Here is an 18,728-nt window from a genome sequence, read left to right on the forward strand (position 1 = left end):
TTTTTCTTGCTTATTGGACAAACCGTTACAAACTGTCCAATCCTCTGAAATAACTTAGGCTTTGCTACAAAAATATTTAAACATAACATTTTTTGTAGATTCCCTCCGTTTATTGTCGGTTTCCATCCGCATACATTTTTTAAAAGTATGATATAATAGTATAAATCTTGAAGGAAGGGATTTTGATATCATGATCGCTCGAAGGAGCATGTGGCATCGTATTGACGAATCATACACGTAGCGTATTTTTCAGCTCAGATACTTTAGTCTAGCGAAAAAAATACGAGAGTGGGGAAATTATGATTGCCCGAAGGATAATTTGGCAAAAAAAAGACTCTTCTTACACATAGCGTTTTGTTTAGGACTTAATTGTTACTAACTAAACAAAACAAAGAAGAGCAGGATTGCTAAATGACGAATCCTACTCCACGTTTTGTTTAGTCGTTTTAAGACTTAAACTAAAACGAAGGTAGGGAGAATTGATGGACGAGAGGATTATTCGTTATTTCTTCAGCGACATATAGCGTAGTTAGTTTTTTCGTAAACTAACTGAAAGCTACATGTGAGCTCGTAGTTAGTTTACAACACAAAAAGGACTACTAACTACGGAAAGAAGGAATAACGATGAGGAACATCCAAAGTCGGCAAATTATTAAAGAAATTTTTATGGTTTTAATCGGTTCATTTATTTTAGCAGCAGCGCTATATCACATTCACTTCCAAAACCACTTAACAGAAGGTGGCTTTGTAGGAATTGCACTATTCATTCAAAACTTTTATGATATTTCACCATCTATTTCAACTGTATTAATGGATATCCCAATTATTTTACTGTGTGCTTCATTTTTGGGTAGAAAAATGGTTGGCTATTCATTCTTAGGTTCTATTTCATTCGGATTATTTTATTCCTTAATGGAAAATTATTCTCCATTTACGGTAGATTTATCAAATAATTTATTTATAGCTGCAATAGTTGGCGGTGCGTTAGCTGGTATTGGACTCGGTTTTATATTGCGATTTGGCGGTGCAACCGGTGGAGACGATATTTTAACAATTGTATTAAGTAAACGAACTCGTTTTACAATTGGGCAAATTTTCTTCGTCTTTGATGCGATTGTTCTTGCGCTTTCATTATATTATTTAAATTGGACAGAAATTGCTTTTACTATTCTTTCGATTGCCGTACAGGCAAAAACATTGGATTTAATTTATTATCCAAAAACAGAAAAAACAGCAGAAAAGCAGCCAGTATCTGTTCCAATGTCCAAAAAACATGCAACAAATTAAAAAAGCGAAAGGCTTCGGCCTCTCGCTTTTTTTATGCTCTTTTTTCTTTCTCGACTATATGGCGCACTTGATAAAATCTATTTGCAAATTCAGTAACGTTTCTTGTTAAACGATAGTTCACTGTAGATCCAATTGCCATTCCAATTACCGGAATACCTTGGAATAATTTACGACGAAGAGCATAAATCGAAAATGTCTTCAAAATTTGTTTTAACACAACTTCAGTAGAAGCTGTTTGCAACACTGCTTCGTCTCCTTCATAAAAGAACGAATCTTCTTGCTCCAGCTCTTGCAATAAATTGTACCATGCGTATTGCTGAAGTCTTCCTGGTAGTAATGACGCATGAAACACCTTTAACGCAAGCATCATTTCATAAGGCTTGTTCACATCATGCCCAAATGATGTTGCAATAAGTTGGACTGCCTTCACATTTAACGCGATCATAACCGGAAAATCTGCCGTTAATAATAATAAACCTCCAGCACCTGTCGCCCCGCCTTGCACAAACGAATATAGACGATGACGTGCTGTTTGCTGCTCTGCTATGTATGTTAACTGATCAATAGATAATGCTTTCAAATCTTCAAGCTGTTCAATCGATTCATCAAATAATCTCGATGTTCCTAAAATCCGATTACGTGCATCTAACTGTGCTTGTGAACTTTGAATAAATGCATGCAAATGAAAGAGCCATCCATCTGCTTTCGTGAAGAATTCTTTTCGCTTTTTCTCAGGTAATTTCGCAACTGTAGTATGTAACCATTTATCAAACACTTTTTGAAAATCGGTCGCTTCTTGCTCAACTAATTGCGCTTCCCATTCTTTTATATTGTCTAAAATGGCTTGTTCTCGCTTCGATCGCATCGTAACAACCACCTCGTTCGATTTTTTTCTATTGTAACATATTTCTGCTTATTCTTTACAAATATGCTTGTATATCTCTTTTTATATACCCTTTATGAGTGACATAAAATAATAGCAAAAAGGATGAGATGCTTCACATGAATCTATCCAATCTAAAACAAAATTATAACGCAGAATTCAGCTTAGGAAAAAACTGCTGGCCTACTTGGGCATTATATCAATTAGAATTATCACCATTTTTTGGCGTTATTGATTTTATGCTAAGTCCTTCATTAGCGAAAGTAAATTTATTATTCCAAAATCGATTTGACCGCTTTTTAAATTAAGAAAATTTATCCTTCATCTCATTTTGGGATGATGATGCAAAATTAAGATGAAGGGGCAACCTTTATGAAATTGACTCCTGTCATGACTTTAAAACAGATGTAAACACACCAACTACTTGGCCTTCTTATACAGAAATTAAGTTAAACTACGAACATCGAACTAATCGTTTTCTAACTACAATTGAAACGGCAGAATCCATATTATTTATTCGAACTGGAGGAACATACGAAGAAGCATGTTCCCTAGAACAAATTTCATCTCAAATAATTACACATACATTCTCTGTCCTGTTACTAATTCCTGCCGATATACCAACTATCACTCAAGAAGATTGGGGATTACAACATACTTGCGTTATGAAATGCCCGATTATGGATGTATACCAATACAATGAAGCATTTTGGAAAGACTTATTTGATGAAATTACAGTTAGACCGCACACTTAAATACAGAATACTTTTATCACACCATACATTATAATCTTCCTTATACAAAACAAATAAGGAGTGATTCTATTATGTATCCACGTGCAAAAGCTTTCGGTCTTGCTGTACATCAAGATCGCCTTCTCGTACAAGAATATTATACAGAAGGCGAAACATATTATCGTCCTCTTGGCGGTTCCATTGAACTTGGTGAAAAATCAGCACATACTGTTATTCGGGAGTTTACAGAAGAGCTTCATACGGAGATAGAAATCACCAATTATTTAGGTTGCTTAGAAAATGTCTTTCATCTAGATGGGGGCATTGGTCATGAAATCATTCAACTATATTCTTTGCGTTTATTAGACACCTCACTATATGAAATGGAAATATTAAATATACAAGATGAGCAAGCAGTAACATATGCGAAATGGATTCCTATTAAGGCATTCATTCAGAAAGAAAAAATATTATATCCGGATGGAATTTTAAAATACATCCAAAAGAAAAAAGACGAAATCCTATAGGATCTCGTCTTTCTTTTTATATATTAACCAATATCTCCAAGACGTAGTACGTCACGAGCAATCATAACTTCTTCGTCAGTTGGAATTACGATAATTTTTACTGGAGAGTGTGGGAAGCTGATGAATGCTTCTTCACCGAATACGTTATTACGTTTTACATCGAAGTATACGCCCATGTACTCAAGGCCTTCTAATACGCGCTCACGAATAATCGCACTGTTTTCACCTACACCAGCTGTAAAGATGATTGCGTCTACACCTTTCATACGAGCTGTGTAAGAACCGATGTATTTGTGGATACGGCTTACGAATACATCAAGTGCTACTTTCGCACGGTGGTCGCCTTCTTCTTCTTTCGCAATGATGTCACGTAGGTCACTAGAGTAACCAGTAAGACCTAACATACCACTCTTCTTGTTTAATACGTTAACTACTTCTTCTACTGTTTGGCCTGTTTTTTCCATGATGTATGGAATTAACGCAGGGTCAAGGTTACCAGAACGTGTACCCATTGTTACACCAGCAAGTGGAGTGAAGCCCATAGAAGTATCGATAGATTTACCGCCTTCTACTGCTGCGATACTTGCACCGTTACCTAAGTGACAAGAAAGTAAGCTTAAGCTTTCAATTGGACGACCTAATAATTCAGCCGCACGCTCAGTTACATATTTATGAGAAGTTCCGTGGAAACCGTATTTACGGATGCCGAATTTTTCATAGTACTCATATGGTAAGCTGTATAGGAATGCAGATTCCGGCATTGTTTGGTGGAATGCTGTATCGAATACTGCTACTGCTGGTACGTTTGGTAATACTTCTCGGAATGCTTTAATACCAACAACGTTTGCTGGGTTATGAAGTGGTGCTAAATCGCTTAATTCTTCGATATCAGCTAATACTTCATCAGTAATTAAAACAGAGTCAGCAAATTTTTCGCCGCCGTGAACAACACGGTGACCGATACCGCCAATCTCATCTAGAGATTTAACGATTCCGTTTTCAGTTAATTTTTTAAGAAGCATATTAACTGCTACTGCGTGATCTGGGATGTTTGTAATTTCTTTTTGTTTTTCGCCATCTACAGTAATAGTGAAGATACTATCTTCTAAACCGATACGTTCTACTAAACCTTTTGTTAATACTGTTTCACTTGGCATTTCAAATAATTGGAATTTTAAGGAAGAGCTTCCTGCGTTAATCGCGATGATTTTTGACATCTAGTCTTTCGCCCCTTTTTCTCTTGGTAGTTGTGTGGATGTTTCCACAAACCGCTCGATTTTATCTAATCAAATTTACTAAATATGAAAACGTTTCATCATTAGCAAATTTTATACTCACGATTTTAATTTAAACATCGTCCGACATATATTTCAAGTGAAAAAATTGTAACACCAAGAAAAAATATATATTACAGATTTCAAAAAAATTCAGTTAAATCTAGTATATATTTAAAAATATGACATATTATATAAAACTGTACTACATGAATCACTAACTCTGTTACATATACCCAGCTTTATTTATGTGTTGCAAACCAAGTATTTAATTGATCCATAATGTTCTCCATCGCCTTCATGTTAGAGAATTTAGGCAACTCCACTAATAACGCCTGTTTTGGCATTGTTACATTAGAGCCTTTCTTTTGGAGAACAAATATACTTTTTGCATTTTTCTCGTTTTTAAACATGGAAACAGGAAGCTGTAATAACCCTTGAATAAAGCATGTTTCTTTAATAAATGCATGTAATTTCGGTGCCTGGTCACTTTCAAAAATGAAGTTTGGTACTAAGAAGAATAAGTACCCGCCCTCTTTCGTATGTTTCACACTTTGTTCAATAAATAAGTGATGAGCATACGACATTCCTTCATCTGCTTTTAATTTATATTCACTGGCACCGATTTCGTTTGGATAGTAACCAATCGGTAAGTCTGAAACGACTGCATCAACTGGATCGATATAAAGTGGTGCTAGTCCATCTTGATGGAAGAATTCGATTGCATGCTTCTGTAAATTTGCATTTACTAAAGCAAGTTTAATTAGCACTTCATCCACTTCTACACCAAATCCACTCATTGTTAGTCCTTCTTTGGCGCTATTAAACACTGTAGTCATTAAATTTCCTGTTCCAATTGCAGGATCTAAAACTGTAATTTCGTTTTGACCTTGCATAAATTTATGGAATAAGTAACTCATGAACATCCCAACTGCATCAGGCGTCATTTCATGATTCGCTTGTACGCCTTCTTTCATTCCTTTTAAGATGGCTAACTGAAATGCTTTACGAATTTCTTCACCTTTATATGTTTCTTCATTAAACGTACTATATTCACGATTCAGCCTTTCAATTGCTGATTCGGATAATTCCTCTTGTAAAATCGCTCCCTCAAACAAGTTATCACCTGTTTCTACAAGCGCCTCTAAATATGTCACATCTAATTCTTTACGTAAAACTACCGCAGAAGAATCAAAAATAGAAAATAATGTTTCCACTGTCTGACTCACGTACATTCCTCCTTCTCTCTTTTACACATAACTTATATCATACCACAAAGTGATTTTTTCCAAAAAGAAAAAGCGACCTCCTGTAAAGAGCTCCCTCTCAAGTTATATATGATATAACGTTTTTTCTCATATATCGGCACCGTTACGTAGCGATATATGAGAAAAAACGACCTCTTTATAAGAGGTCATTTCCTTCACATTACTTTGCAGATTTAGCTGCTTCTAATGCTGCTTCATAGTTTGGATGGCTTGTACCTTCGCCTACGTATTCTACGTAAACTACTTTGTCATTGCTATCTACTACGAATACTGCACGAGCAAGTAAACGAAGTTCTTTCATTACTAAGCCGTAAGCTTCACCGAATGAAAGGTCACGGTGGTCAGAAAGTGTTACAACATTTTCTAAACCGTTTGCTGCACACCAGCGTTTTTGAGCGAATGGTAAATCAGCGCTAATTGTTAATACTTTTGCGTTTTCAATACCTGCTGCATCTTGGTTAAAACGACGTGTTTGTGCATCACACACACCTGTGTCGATTGAAGGTACAACACTAATTAATTTTACTTCGCCTTTGTATGTTTCTAAACTTACTGGAGATAAGTCGTTTGCTAATACTTGGAAGTTTGGCGCTTGATCGCCAACTTTAACTTCTGTTCCAACTAAAGTCATTGGATTACCTTTAAAAGTTACGTTTGCCACTTGAAAATCCTCCCTTATTTAAACAAAATATGTACAATGTAAATGATAGTTTGTCCCTATCGATAATGCAAATAAAATCGCTTTATTTACAAAAAAATAAAAGAAGCTAACCTATTGATTAGCTTCTTTATTCGTTAAATTTGAAATTCAGGATCATCTTCTTTTCGTTTATCCATCATTTCTTTCACTTTATCAACAGCTTGTGGCGCTAATTCAATTATTTTATCGATGACGTGTGTTTGTTTATCTAAGTGCAATACTTTCACACCATCTCCATTTATAACAAGAAAGGCAACAGGATTAATAGAAACTCCTCCACCACTTCCCCCGCCAAATGGATGACGGCCTGAATGTTCTACTCTACCAAATTCACTTCCACCAGCAGCAAATCCGAAACTTACTTTCGAAACAGTAAGAATTACACTTCCATCTGCCGCTTTAATTGGGTCACCAACAATTGTATTTACATCAGTCATTTGTTTTAAATGCTGCATTGCTGTTGTCATTAAACCTTGAATTGGATGGTCCATTCTATATCCCCCCTATGCTTGAACAGATTTTTCTGTCATACCAGATTTTTGCTGCCTCATAAATATGAGCAATTTCATCGCTGTTTTTATAGTGCGGAATATACGAAAAGATGCTGTTAACTCGCATCTTGATGCAAATCCCTTCCCTTGAAAAACAGGAGTAATTTCAAATTCTGGTACATCGACAATATGCATATATTGTCCGACAACTCCAGCAGCCATACCTTTTGTCCCCCATGCATATCCAGTGACAATTCCAGTACTAGCTGCGTCGCCTGCTCCAATTTGCGTATGCCATTTCCAACCATTGATTTTCACTCGTTTGAGAAAATCTTTAACGATAGTATGAACTTTTTGAAGCCTTTTTATCAGTTCCCCAATACTGTCAAGTTGCGCCATAATTTTATTATCTAGTCCGCCGTCCTCTTCAGCTTTTTCGATTTTCTGTCCTGTCTTTTTCTGCTGTTTTTCAATTCTTTCCAACACATCAAATGTATATCGAATCATCCATATTTTCACTTGAAATAAACATTGCTTTTCCATTTCTGAATATAAAAATGTCACCTTAAGCGATATTTTCGACAATAGTATAAGCAAAATAAAAAGGAGAAGAATTATTATTCCAATTACGAGCCACTTCATACGTATCATCCTTTCACTCCATACCCATTATCGACAAGTTTATTCATCGTTAAACAGAGTTTTATAAGATTGAATATAAAAATTTTTCTAAAAATAAAAAGGTATTTTGACAATTTATATCGAAATATATTATTTGAACATATCATCAGGGAACGGACTCTAATGATATGCAGCACGAAAAACAGAAAATTTAACTGCAGTGGAGGGATACATAATGGCAGATCGTCGCAATTTATTTTTCTTTTATGGTGATGACAAAGCAACGCTCGTTGAAAAAATGAAACCAATCTATCGTATTTTAGAAGAGAATGGATTTACCATATTAGATCATCCAAAAAATGCAAACGCTATCGTCAGTGTTGGAGATGATGCAACCTTCTTACAAGCCGTTCGTAAAACTGGTTTTAGAGAAGATTGCTTATACGCAGGGATTTCTACGAAAGATGAAACTTCGTTCTACTGCGATTTTCACATTGATCACATTGATACAGCCCTTCAAGAAATTACAAAAAATGAAATTGAAGTGCGCAAATATCCAACAATTCAGGTAGATGTAGATCATGGTACATCTTTCTATTGTTTAAATGAGTTCTCATTACGTTCTAGCATTATTAAAACATTCGTTGTAGATGTTCACGTTGATGATTTATACTTCGAAACATTTAGAGGGGACGGTTTAGTAGTTTCTACCCCAACAGGAAGTACAGCTTACAATAAATCATTGCATGGTGCAGTTGTTGACCCACTTATTCCATGTTTCCAAGTAAGCGAACTAGCATCTTTAAACAACAACACTTACCGTACGCTCGGTTCACCGTTCATTTTAAATCACGAACGTACATTAACTTTAAAACTAAGACCAGACGGTAACGATTATCCTGTTATCGGCATGGATAACGAAGCGCTTAGCATTAAACAAGTGGAAAAAGCTGTTGTACGCTTAAGCGATAAACAAATTAAAACAGTTAAATTAAAAAACAACTCTTTCTGGGAAAAAGTACAAAGAACGTTTTTATAGAATTAAAATAACCGCAGAATTATGGAATTCCATAATTCTGCGGTTGTTTATTTCTCTAACTATTAGTTACTATTTTTGTCGGTAAGTCGATATATTTCAATAATCGCTCATATATTTTTACATACCTTTTCTATAGACAACTTGGCCATCTATTACGGTCATTTCTGCTTGTACTTCTTTCATTTCTTCTGCCTCAATTTCAAAAATATTACGGTCTAATATCGTAAAGTCTGCTTCATATCCTTTTATAATTTGCCCTCGCTTCGCTTCTTTTCCGATTGCATAGGCACTTCCTGTTGTAAATAGAGAAACAGCCTCATATACCGTTAATCTTTCCTCAGGCATATAGCATACATCGTCAATAAAACTTCTACGTGTAACAGCGCTATATATGCCTAAAAATGGATTCACTTGTTCAATTGGTGCGTCAGACCCACCGTTGCAGCGTAATCCTGCTTCCAGTAACGTCTTCCAAGCGTATGCATAACGAAGACGACGCTCGCCTAGTTTTTCAATGACTGACGGGAAATCTGAGGAAAGAAAGACCGGCTGTATATCGATAATAGCCGACAAGTTTTTCATTCTTTCAATCAACTCTTCACGAGCAAGCTGACAATGAATAATACGGTCACGTAACCCTTTTGCTGGTGGATATAATTCGAGTGCATTAATGACATATTCAAGCGATAAGTCACCGATAGTATGAATCGCAACTGGCATATGTAAGTCTCGTGCTTTCTTCACTAATTCTGCAAGTTCTTCACGTGAGAAAATTGCAACCCCATTCGTTTCCTTCGCATCTTCATACGGTTCACTTAATAATGCTGTTCTTCCGCCAAAAGAACCGTCAGAAAAAATTTTCATTGCCCCAAATTCAATATAATGTTCATTTTCATATTCTTTTCGTTCTTGTGCTACTTCATGATGAACGAGCAAATGTGCTTTAAATGGCATTTCTTTTATAACGTGAGAAAACGCATTATGCGTTTTTCTAAAGCCACCATAGTAATTTAAATCTTCCGTATGCCCGCCAACAAGTCCATATTGCCAACAATCTTTAATCGCTGTTTGCAGAGCTCTTTGTAAATAAGCTTCATCAATTTCTGGCTGAACGTGTTTAATTAATTCTTGCCCTTGTTCATATAAAAGTCCTGTTAACTTATTTGATGAATCCCTGCCAATTTTCCCGCCTTTTGGATTTTGCGTCGCTTCTGTTATGTTCGCTTCTTGCAATATGTATGAATTCACCCATGTAACGTGACGACAAACTCGCTTTAATAAAATGGGATGTTCTTTCGAAATTTCATCTAAATCACGCGCATGAACATCTTTCGTATCTGTAAAGTTATTTTCATTCCATCCTTCTCCAATAACCCAAGATCCCTTTGGTGCTTCTTCCACTCGCTTCTGAACAAGAGTAAGCACTTCACCATAAGATGTACAATTTGATAAATCTAGACGGAGTAATCTCTCCCCATGCCCAATAAGATGCATATGGCTATCAACGAGACCCGGAATCATTGTTTTTCCTTTTAGGTCCTGCAACTTAACGTTTGAATATCTACTTTCTAATTCTTCCTTACTCCCAGCATCAACGATTATGCCATTTTCAACATAAATAGCTTCTACTTTTTCATTCTTTTCTCGCATTGTGTAAATGATGCCGCCATACCAAATTTCTCTCATATATCCCATCTCCTTTATTTTATTGTATAAAAAAAAGCACCATTTCAAAACATGGTGCTTTTCTAAAAATTACTTTTGTTCAGTAGTAGACGTTGTAACTTGCCATTCAATATTAAATTTATCTTTTACTTGTCCGTATGCTGGGCTCCAGAATGTTTCTTGAAGTGGCATGATAACCTCTCCACCTTCTTGTAACTTATCGAATACTTCTTTTGCTTTTTCTGCATTACTAATTTGAATTGCGATTGTTACTTGAGATCCGATTGCATGCCCTTGACCTGGGAATGTATCAGAAATCATAAGATCCGTATTACCAACTTTTAAAGTAGCGTGTAAAACGCGCTCTTTCGCTTCAGCTGGAATCGGGTATTCTGGATTTTCAGGCATGTCACCAAAAGTTTGCATGACTTCTACTTTTGCATCTAAAGCCTCTTTATAAAACTGTACAGCTTCTTGCCCACTACCATCTAAAACTAAGTACGGATTAATACCTAAAATCATACGGACACCTCTTTTTTAAGTTTATAAAATCGAACTTGTGTTCGTTTTTATATTATCATTGTTTTGCATTTCATTCAACTATTTACTTCACTGTTTTCAAAATTATTTTGACGGAATCTCCATCTCTTGTTTTCTAAGTTCAATACGGCGAATTTTTCCAGAAATCGTTTTTGGTAGTTCATCTACAAATTCAATTTTGCGAGGGTATTTATATGGTGCAGTGAGTTCTTTGACGTGTTGTTGGAGTGTTGGAATTAATGTTTCTTCGTTCTTTTCTATATTCTCTCTTAATACGATAAATGCCTTCACGACACTTCCTCGAATTTCATCAGGACTTGCGACAACCGCACATTCTCTTACGTAAGGATGTTTTACAAGCGCATCCTCTACTTCAAACGGCCCGATTGTATAACCAGAGCTAATAATGATATCATCACCACGCCCTTCAAACCAGAAGTAGCCATCTTCATCTTTCTTCGCTTTATCACCTGTAATATAATAATCACCGCGGAATTGCATCGCTGTACGCTCATCGTCTTTATAATATTGTTTAAAGAGTGCCGGCGTTTCAATGTGAACTGCAATATCACCAACTTCGCCTACTTTAACTGGAATACCTTCCTCATTTACGATATCGACGTGGTTACCTGGCGTTGGTTTCCCCATTGATCCTGGTCTAATATCCATCCCTTTCATTACACCAACAAGTAGTGTATTTTCCGTTTGCCCATAGCCGTCTCTTACTGTAATATCAAAGTGCTTTTGGAACGTTCCAATAACTTCTCTATTTAACGGCTCACCTGCGGATACAGCGCTATGTAACGCCTCTAAATTGTACTGGCTTAAATCTTCTACCTTTGCCATTAATCTATACTCAGTCGGTGTACAACAAAGCACATTCACCTTATTATCGTCTAATAAATTTAAATACGTTTTCGGTTCAAACTTGCCGTTGTACACAAATCCTGTTGCCCCTGAACCGAGAGTTGCTAAAAACGGGCTCCAAATCCACTTTTGCCACCCTGGACTAGCCGTTGCCCATACAACATCATTCTCTTCAATTCCGAGCCAATTCGGGGCGCTTGTACGTAAATGAGCGTATGCCCACGCGTGAGTATGAACGACACCTTTCGGGTTTCCTGTCGTCCCTGACGTGTAAGATAAAAAGACCATATCTTCTTTATCTGTTTTCGCCATTTCTAACATGTCACTTTCTGTTTCTAATGCTGTTTTTAAATTGATCCATCCGTCTACTGACTGCTCGCTCAGGACGAATTTTTGAAGAGATTCCATTGCTTCTATATCATCAAACTGTCCAATGTACGGCTCATAGCTTACTATCGCTTTTACTTCGCCATGTCCAATTCGATATTCGATATCTTTTTTACGCAACATTTCCGAACTTGGAATTACGACAAATCCTGCTTTAATCGCAGCGATATACGTCATGTACGCTTCAATTAAACGCGGCATCATAATAAGGAGCTTGTCCCCTTTTTGTAAGCCACTTTTTATAAAAGCGTTTCCAATTTTATTTGCACCTTGCATTAATTCAAAATATGTAACTTCTCGTCTATTCCCTTTATCATCTTGCCAAATTAAAGCAAGCTTCTCTTTATCGTCTGTATATTTCTCTATTTCTGAAACTAAATTATAAGATGGTGGTGCCAACAATTCCTCTCTCTTCATAAACATCCTCCTTTTTCTTTATGCCTCCCTTATATAATAAAGAATTTTCAGTAAATTTTGAACCCTCTTCTTTTGACAATTTTTTTATGCTTTTGTCGAAATGAATTTATACTAATATGAACAACAAAAAGAAAGAGCGAGAGAACCCGCTCTTTCTAAGCCATCATATGGGATTATTTTTGGTAACCGCCTAATTGTTGCTCAGCTAGTGAAACTAGACGTTTAGTGATTTCACCACCAACAGAACCGTTAGCGCGAGCTGTTGCATCAGCTCCAAGTTGAACACCAAACTCTTGAGCGATTTCGTATTTCATTTGGTCTAATGCTGATTCAGCACCAGGAACCGCTAATTTATTTGTGCTACGTGACATGTTGTATCACCTCCTTGTGAGTATAGAGTGTGATAAACAACATGACTTCATACACGTTTTAGATATGGTAATTTATGGTTTTAGAAAAGTTCTTCAAATTTTTCTTCTTCCGCCACTACTTCAACCGTTTGTAATACCATTGTTTCTTTGTTCGCTACAGCTTCTTCGATTAACGGTGTGAAATCGTATTTCGCTTCAAATCGATTTGCTTTTTCACGCTTCGGCTTCGTCGCCGGGCTAGCTGGTGTGAATACTGTACAGCAATCTTCGTATGGACGAATTGAAATATCATACGTGCCGATTTCTTCAGCAATTTTAATAATTTCTAATTTATCCATCGTAATAAGCGGACGAATAACTGGGTAGTTTGTTACTTCGTTAATCGTATGCATGCTATCTAATGTTTGGCTTGCTACTTGTCCAAGACTTTCACCAGTCGTAATTGCAAGTGCGTTACGCTCCTCAGCAATCTGCTCTGTAATACGCATCATCATACGGCGCATAACCGTCATTGAATAGCTAGATGGGATTTCTTTATTAATCGTTTTTTGCACTTCTGTAAACGGAACAAGGTGCAGCGTTACACGTTTACAGTATTTCGTTAACCCTTGTGCTAAATCGATTACTTTTTGTTTTGCACGCTCACTTGTGAAAGGTGGGCTATGGAAGTGAACTGCTTCCACAGATACGCCGCGTTTCATCGTTAAGTACGCTGCTACCGGGCTATCAATACCACCAGAAAGAAGTACCATTACTTTTCCACCAACGCCAACTGGTAAACCGCCAGCTCCCATGTGCTCACCACACATAATATAACTATAACCACTGCGAATTTCTATACGTACATTCACATCTGGATTATGAACATCTACTGTTATATCCTCTGTATTTTCTAAAATGTGCCCACCGATTTCTGGAAGTAACTCCATCGTCTTCATTGGGAAGCGCTTATCAGAACGATGCACTGTAATTTTAAATGTTTTCACATCATCTTTTACTTGTAAGAAAGCTGCTAATGCACCTTTTTTAATGTCTTCTAATTCTGATGGTACTTTCATCGCTAAGTTAAACTTATGAATACCAAATACGTCTTTCAATCTTTCAGAGATTGCCTCATGATCTTCACCGTTTAACTGGATGTACATACGGTCATGCGTTGCATCAATTTTAATGTTTGGGAACTTTTTCAGTTTGAACTTCACGTTATCTTTTAATGTGCTTACAAATTTAGAACGGTTCTTACCTTTTGTCGTCATTTCTCCGTAACGCACTAAAATATATTCATATGTCATCATATTTCTTTACCTCATCACTTCATATAATTTTGGCATTGTCTCTTTTACAATACCTTCAAATTGTTTTACTTCTTCCATCGTGTTATCTGGTGCCAAACTAATACGAATAGCGCTTGCAGCTGCTGCATGCGGCACTCCCATCGACACTAACACTCTGCTTACTTCATTTGCTTTTGAAGAACAAGCTGATTTCGTTGACACATATACACCGTGTTCTTCTAAAGCATGAACGACTACTTCTGGTTTTAAACCAACAAATGATACATTTAAAATGTGCGGTGCTGCATATGCAAGCGATGTATTAATCGTCACATCTTCCATCTCTTTAAAGAAGCTGACAAGCTCCGCTTGTAAACCTTGCAAATGAGCTACCTTTTCTTTCACTTGTTCCATTGTCATGCGAAGTGCTTTCACCATCGCTACAATGCCAGGTAAATTCTCTGTACCAGAGCGATACTTAAGCTCTTGTTGACCACCTGATAAAATCGGATCTAATCTTACGCCATCACGTATATAAAGAAGACCCGTTCCTTTTACACTGTGGAATTTATGTCCAGATATTGAGCAAAGATCAATATGAGAAGCATATAAATCAAGCGGTACTTTTCCTATCCCTTGTACATGATCTACATGGAATCTTATTTTCGGATGATTCGATAATAAAGTTCCAATTTCAGCAACGGGCTGAATTGCTCCAGTTTCGTTGTTCACATGAATAATTGATACAAGAATCGTGTCTTCACGAATTGCTCGTTTTACATCCTCTACCGATACAACACCGTGCTCGTTAACCGGTAAATATGTTACATCAAATCCGAGTTCTTCTAATTGCTTATATGCCTCAAACACAGACGCGTGTTCAATATTTGTTGTAATGATATGTTTGCCGCGCGAACGATTCCTCATTGCTATCCCTTTAATCGCAAGGTTGTTTCCTTCCGTTCCACCTGATGTGAAAATAATTTCAGAAGGTTTAACGTGAAGAAGCTGCGCTGCAATCGTTCTTGATTGTGTTAATAGACGCTCTGCCTCTCCTCCAAGCGAATGAATAGAAGAAGGATTACCAAAATATTTCCCAGCAACCGTCACGTACGATTGAAGGGCTTCTGGATATGGCTTCGTCGTCGCACTATTATCAAAATAGATCATGGTTCTTCCCCTTTCAGCGCTATCACATCATATAATCATATCATAAATACGTGTCATTATGCTAAGACTACGCAAAGGTTCCGTTTTATCCCGATTAGTGAATAATAATAATTAGTGAGATCCCCCCACTGATTACAGTTTCACTTTACCCCGCATTAACGGGCAGTAAGACTCTCACCTCAAAGTTCAACTAGAGCAAAGAAGTTAGGTAGGAGATCAACTGCCCGTAAATGCCCGATTGGTTCAACTAGTAATCAGTGGGGGATGAATCCCCCCCACTGATTACAGTTTCACTTTATTTTGAAACGAATAACCTTACTGTATTCCGCTATTCATTATAGCAACATCGCCTGCAAAATTACACAAAAAAACAAACCCTTTATGAAAGGGTTTGTTCATTGTCTACATATTCAGCTATTTTTTGAACAACACCAGGTTCAAGTTGCTCTAGTACAGAAGCTGCTTGTTCTAAAGCTGCATCGTATTGATATTCACGGAATAATTTCTCCGCATAATTTAAGCTTTCTGCAAGGCTTTCATCATGACTGCGGTAACGGTTACCGTATTGAATTAATTTTTCAACTAAATACGCTTGTCCAATTAACTCTTCTGTCATTTCAGCTACACCGTTCACAGTTGTGTATGCTTCTTCTAAACTGCTATTTACAGCGTTCATATTTAACGGCTTCACTTCTAATTGTTCATATACAGCTTGCATTGCCATTTGCCCTCTTTTTAAATCTTCCATAATACTCTCTGGAAGACCTGGCAAATTCGACTTTTGCATAAAGCGTTTCGTTTCGAAAATAGTATTTCGCATTTCTTGTAACTTCTCACGCGCTTCAAACTCTTCTTTACGCATCGTTTGCAGCATCTCTTTATATTCTGCATGAAGTATTTTTAACGTTTCACATTGCTCATAAACCTCTTCTAGTTCCTCACGAATAATAGAGAAGGCAATATCTTGTTCAGCAACGCGTAATTGTAGCATTTCAAAACGTTTCGTTAAAATGTGCATTTGCTTTTCAATTACTTTTTGAGATTCAATATCCTTATCTTGCAATTGATAGCTTTGTTTCACAAGTTGTGTTTCTGTTTTCGTTTCAATCGTTTCGATACGTATTTCTTCTAAGTCTTCATAAACAGAAAGTGTTTTTTGCTCCACATAATGTCTCGCATGCACCTCTTGCTCAAGTTGATCATAGAAACCATCTAAACGAGTTTTTAAGTCTTCCACTTTTTCAGCCGCTTCTGTTATATGAAGCTCCTGTATATCCATTAAACATGTGTTTAGTTGTGTCGTCATATCACGAACTTCTTTAGGGACTTCCAAATACTCTAATACATAACCTTGTCTTACCATATCATTATGACCCTGTAATAAATCTTCCAGTTGAACTGGTAGCGTCGCTTGACACTCTACTAATAAATCTGGAATTTGGTGAATAATGATTTCTAAACCAGCTAAACCTTCTTCTAAACTAATAACAATTTCTCTCGCTTTTAAGTAGTCACCATTATCTGTTGCTTCTTCAAAACTTTTAAATTTATTAGATTCAGCGTCTAGCATCTCTTCGATTTTCTGCTCTGCTGCCCCATACATATGTCTATGAGCAAGAACACTCTTTTTCATACTACGATATGTATCACGTAACCCTTCAATTTCCGAGCTATTTTTCTCATGGCTTTCTAACAATTGCTGTAATTCATTTAAAACACCTGTAATACGATTATCAGCGTCATCTAAACCACTTATGGATTCGTTCATCGCATGCTTTGCTTTTCGGAAGGAGAATTGCGAGGCGAATTTTCGCGCTTGCGCTAAATCTTTGTCAGCTTTCGGAAGGGTTGTTGATACAATTTCATCCCATTCTTCACGCCATTTACCAAACAGTTCTTCTGTTTGACCCGTCATGTTTAAATCTTTTACCCGTTTTAGTTCATCTGCCACAGGTTTATCTTTTATCTCTTGTTTCCACTGCTCCAGTGCTTCAATATCTTTATATGAACGATTTCTTATCACAAGCTCTATCATGAGCAGCACTAGAATAGAGCTTACTACAATGATAACGATCGTCAGGATAGAATCCATGCAAAAAAGCCTCCTAGTTATATCTCTTTTTTTGTCCGTTCCGTTTATGAAATGGAAGGCATTATGTATAAAAAGGGAATTCCCCTATATTTAACAACTAACAATGTACTAATCATACCATGTAATGGCTTGTTTTTGACCTAGTTTTTTTTAAAATTTCATGTTTCTTTCAATGCGATTGTAATCTTTCTCAATATTCCGCCTACCTCACTACCTATCCTCAAATGATTGTAATAACAAACAATCTTTCGTATGAGATACGAAATAAATTTTCCGCATGAGTGGTGGTTCAACAGAAATTCCATGTACATTTCCCTGCCTTACAGACTGCTCTACTGCCCTTTCTGGAAGTAAAGTAATGCCAAGGCCAGCTTTTACCATTGCAAGCATCGGTTCTGCGTAAGATGTTTCCACAGCTATAGTTGGTTTTACACCTATCTCATGAAACATGTTCATAATCATTTTCCTTACATCGCATATTTCTGGATATACAATTAATTTTTCATTTTGCAGCTCTTCTATTTGAATGACTTTCTTCTCTTTATACGGATGATTATTTGAAATGACACAAACAATTTTCTCTTGTTGCACTTCTTTTATATACGTAGCACCTTCTACTACTGAATCGATGAACATCGCGTCGATCTCCCGCGCTTTAAATAAATCTCTTAATACTTCCGTATGTCCGATTTGCCACTCTACTTCGAGCTCATCACCTAATACATCTTTACACTCTAATATGTAATGCTCTGCTAAACTCGGTAGTATACCAATTGAAAACTTTCGGTTCTCTTGATACCCCCTCATTTCTGTTTTCACTTCATTTATTTGTTCCAAAATCGGTAGCATTCTTTTTATAAATAACTCTCCTGCCTCCGTTAACTCCACTCCTTGCGCAGAACGCTTAAGTAAAGTAACCTCTAAATCCGCTTCTAACTTTCGAATTTGCTTACTAAGCGCTGGTTGAGATATATGTAAAATTTTACTTGCCTTTGATAAACTTCGCGTATGCTTCACTTCGATAAACGATCGTACTGCCTCCAAATCCATCGTACACACCTCTAACAAAAAGTTATAACCGTTATAAGAAATCGATATTTCCTCCTATAAACAATTACTCT

17 protein-coding genes and 1 pseudogene are annotated in these 18,728 nt (G+C 36.7%); 4 read left to right on the forward strand and 14 right to left on the reverse strand.

Features of this window, described 5'->3' with window-relative positions; translation table 11 throughout:
- Window positions 1-624: 624 nt before the first annotated feature.
- On the forward strand, window positions 625-1,287 hold the full coding sequence (locus DOS87_RS25350) for a YitT family protein (protein WP_001244514.1): 663 nt from the start codon (window positions 625-627) through the stop codon (window positions 1,285-1,287).
- A gap of 31 nt (window positions 1,288-1,318) precedes the next feature.
- Here the strand turns inward: DOS87_RS25350 and DOS87_RS25355 are convergent, their stop codons facing one another.
- Complete coding sequence (locus DOS87_RS25355; RefSeq protein ID WP_001256853.1) at window positions 1,319-2,152, reverse strand: EcsC family protein; 834 nt, start codon at window positions 2,150-2,152, stop codon at window positions 1,319-1,321.
- Window positions 2,153-2,289: 137 nt separating this feature from the next.
- Between DOS87_RS25355 and DOS87_RS30390 the strand changes: the two are divergent.
- Together DOS87_RS30390 and DOS87_RS25365 are read left to right on the forward strand one after the other, a co-directional pair.
- Window positions 2,290-2,925, forward strand: a pseudogene (locus DOS87_RS30390) (DUF1796 family putative cysteine peptidase).
- A 71-nt stretch (window positions 2,926-2,996) separates the two neighbouring features.
- Window positions 2,997-3,431, forward strand: coding sequence for an NUDIX hydrolase (locus tag DOS87_RS25365; RefSeq protein WP_098578054.1), 435 nt, complete (start codon window positions 2,997-2,999; stop codon window positions 3,429-3,431).
- 23 nt (window positions 3,432-3,454) lie between these two features.
- Here the strand turns inward: DOS87_RS25365 and ackA are convergent, their stop codons facing one another.
- The 5 genes from ackA to DOS87_RS25390 form a co-directional block, all read right to left on the reverse strand.
- Window positions 3,455-4,648, reverse strand: a complete 1,194-nt coding sequence (gene ackA, locus DOS87_RS25370) for an acetate kinase (RefSeq protein WP_000034583.1) — start codon at window positions 4,646-4,648, stop codon at window positions 3,455-3,457.
- Between the two features lie 299 nt (window positions 4,649-4,947).
- Window positions 4,948-5,934 carry a class I SAM-dependent methyltransferase gene (locus DOS87_RS25375; RefSeq protein ID WP_000084365.1) on the reverse strand — a complete coding sequence of 329 codons (987 nt, stop codon included), beginning with the start codon at window positions 5,932-5,934 and terminating at the stop codon, window positions 4,948-4,950.
- 199 nt (window positions 5,935-6,133) lie between these two features.
- Window positions 6,134-6,634: a thiol peroxidase gene (tpx, locus tag DOS87_RS25380; protein WP_000024527.1), complete on the reverse strand. Its 501-nt coding sequence runs from the start codon at window positions 6,632-6,634 to the stop codon at window positions 6,134-6,136.
- A 134-nt stretch (window positions 6,635-6,768) separates the two neighbouring features.
- Window positions 6,769-7,164 carry a GerW family sporulation protein gene (gene ytfJ, locus DOS87_RS25385; RefSeq protein WP_000350007.1) on the reverse strand — a complete coding sequence of 132 codons (396 nt, stop codon included), beginning with the start codon at window positions 7,162-7,164 and terminating at the stop codon, window positions 6,769-6,771.
- Window positions 7,165-7,176: 12 nt separating this feature from the next.
- Window positions 7,177-7,815 (reverse strand): DUF2953 domain-containing protein, encoded by a 639-nt coding sequence (locus DOS87_RS25390; protein WP_000620652.1) that lies wholly within the window; start codon window positions 7,813-7,815, stop codon window positions 7,177-7,179.
- A 205-nt stretch (window positions 7,816-8,020) separates the two neighbouring features.
- Between DOS87_RS25390 and DOS87_RS25395 the strand changes: the two genes are divergently transcribed.
- Complete coding sequence (locus tag DOS87_RS25395; RefSeq protein WP_000785183.1) at window positions 8,021-8,824, forward strand: NAD kinase; 804 nt, start codon at window positions 8,021-8,023, stop codon at window positions 8,822-8,824.
- A 117-nt stretch (window positions 8,825-8,941) separates the two neighbouring features.
- Here the strand turns inward: DOS87_RS25395 and DOS87_RS25400 are convergent, their stop codons facing one another.
- From DOS87_RS25400 to DOS87_RS25435, 8 genes are all read right to left on the reverse strand, one after another.
- Window positions 8,942-10,510, reverse strand: a complete 1,569-nt coding sequence (locus DOS87_RS25400) for an amidohydrolase (protein WP_001207086.1) — start codon at window positions 10,508-10,510, stop codon at window positions 8,942-8,944.
- 69 nt (window positions 10,511-10,579) lie between these two features.
- Window positions 10,580-11,011, reverse strand: coding sequence for a VOC family protein (locus DOS87_RS25405; RefSeq protein ID WP_000600350.1), 432 nt, complete (start codon window positions 11,009-11,011; stop codon window positions 10,580-10,582).
- A 102-nt stretch (window positions 11,012-11,113) separates the two neighbouring features.
- Window positions 11,114-12,700, reverse strand: coding sequence for an acyl-CoA synthetase MbcS (gene mbcS, locus DOS87_RS25410; RefSeq protein WP_000817728.1), 1,587 nt, complete (start codon window positions 12,698-12,700; stop codon window positions 11,114-11,116).
- Between the two features lie 173 nt (window positions 12,701-12,873).
- Complete coding sequence (locus DOS87_RS25415) at window positions 12,874-13,071, reverse strand: alpha/beta-type small acid-soluble spore protein (protein ID WP_000091640.1); 198 nt, start codon at window positions 13,069-13,071, stop codon at window positions 12,874-12,876.
- Between the two features lie 80 nt (window positions 13,072-13,151).
- Window positions 13,152-14,366: a tRNA uracil 4-sulfurtransferase ThiI gene (gene thiI, locus DOS87_RS25420; RefSeq protein ID WP_000989272.1), complete on the reverse strand. Its 1,215-nt coding sequence runs from the start codon at window positions 14,364-14,366 to the stop codon at window positions 13,152-13,154.
- Between the two features lie 6 nt (window positions 14,367-14,372).
- Window positions 14,373-15,515, reverse strand: a complete 1,143-nt coding sequence (locus tag DOS87_RS25425) for a cysteine desulfurase family protein (protein WP_000638973.1) — start codon at window positions 15,513-15,515, stop codon at window positions 14,373-14,375.
- Between the two features lie 379 nt (window positions 15,516-15,894).
- Window positions 15,895-17,607, reverse strand: coding sequence for a septation ring formation regulator EzrA (gene ezrA, locus DOS87_RS25430; protein ID WP_000377314.1), 1,713 nt, complete (start codon window positions 17,605-17,607; stop codon window positions 15,895-15,897).
- Window positions 17,608-17,817: 210 nt separating this feature from the next.
- Window positions 17,818-18,657 carry a LysR family transcriptional regulator gene (locus DOS87_RS25435; protein WP_000362542.1) on the reverse strand — a complete coding sequence of 280 codons (840 nt, stop codon included), beginning with the start codon at window positions 18,655-18,657 and terminating at the stop codon, window positions 17,818-17,820.
- Window positions 18,658-18,728 lie beyond the last annotated feature (71 nt).

The sequence above is a fragment of the Bacillus sp. CR71 genome (genome assembly GCF_003429245.1).
Taxonomy (GTDB): domain Bacteria; phylum Bacillota; class Bacilli; order Bacillales; family Bacillaceae_G; genus Bacillus_A; species Bacillus_A thuringiensis_S.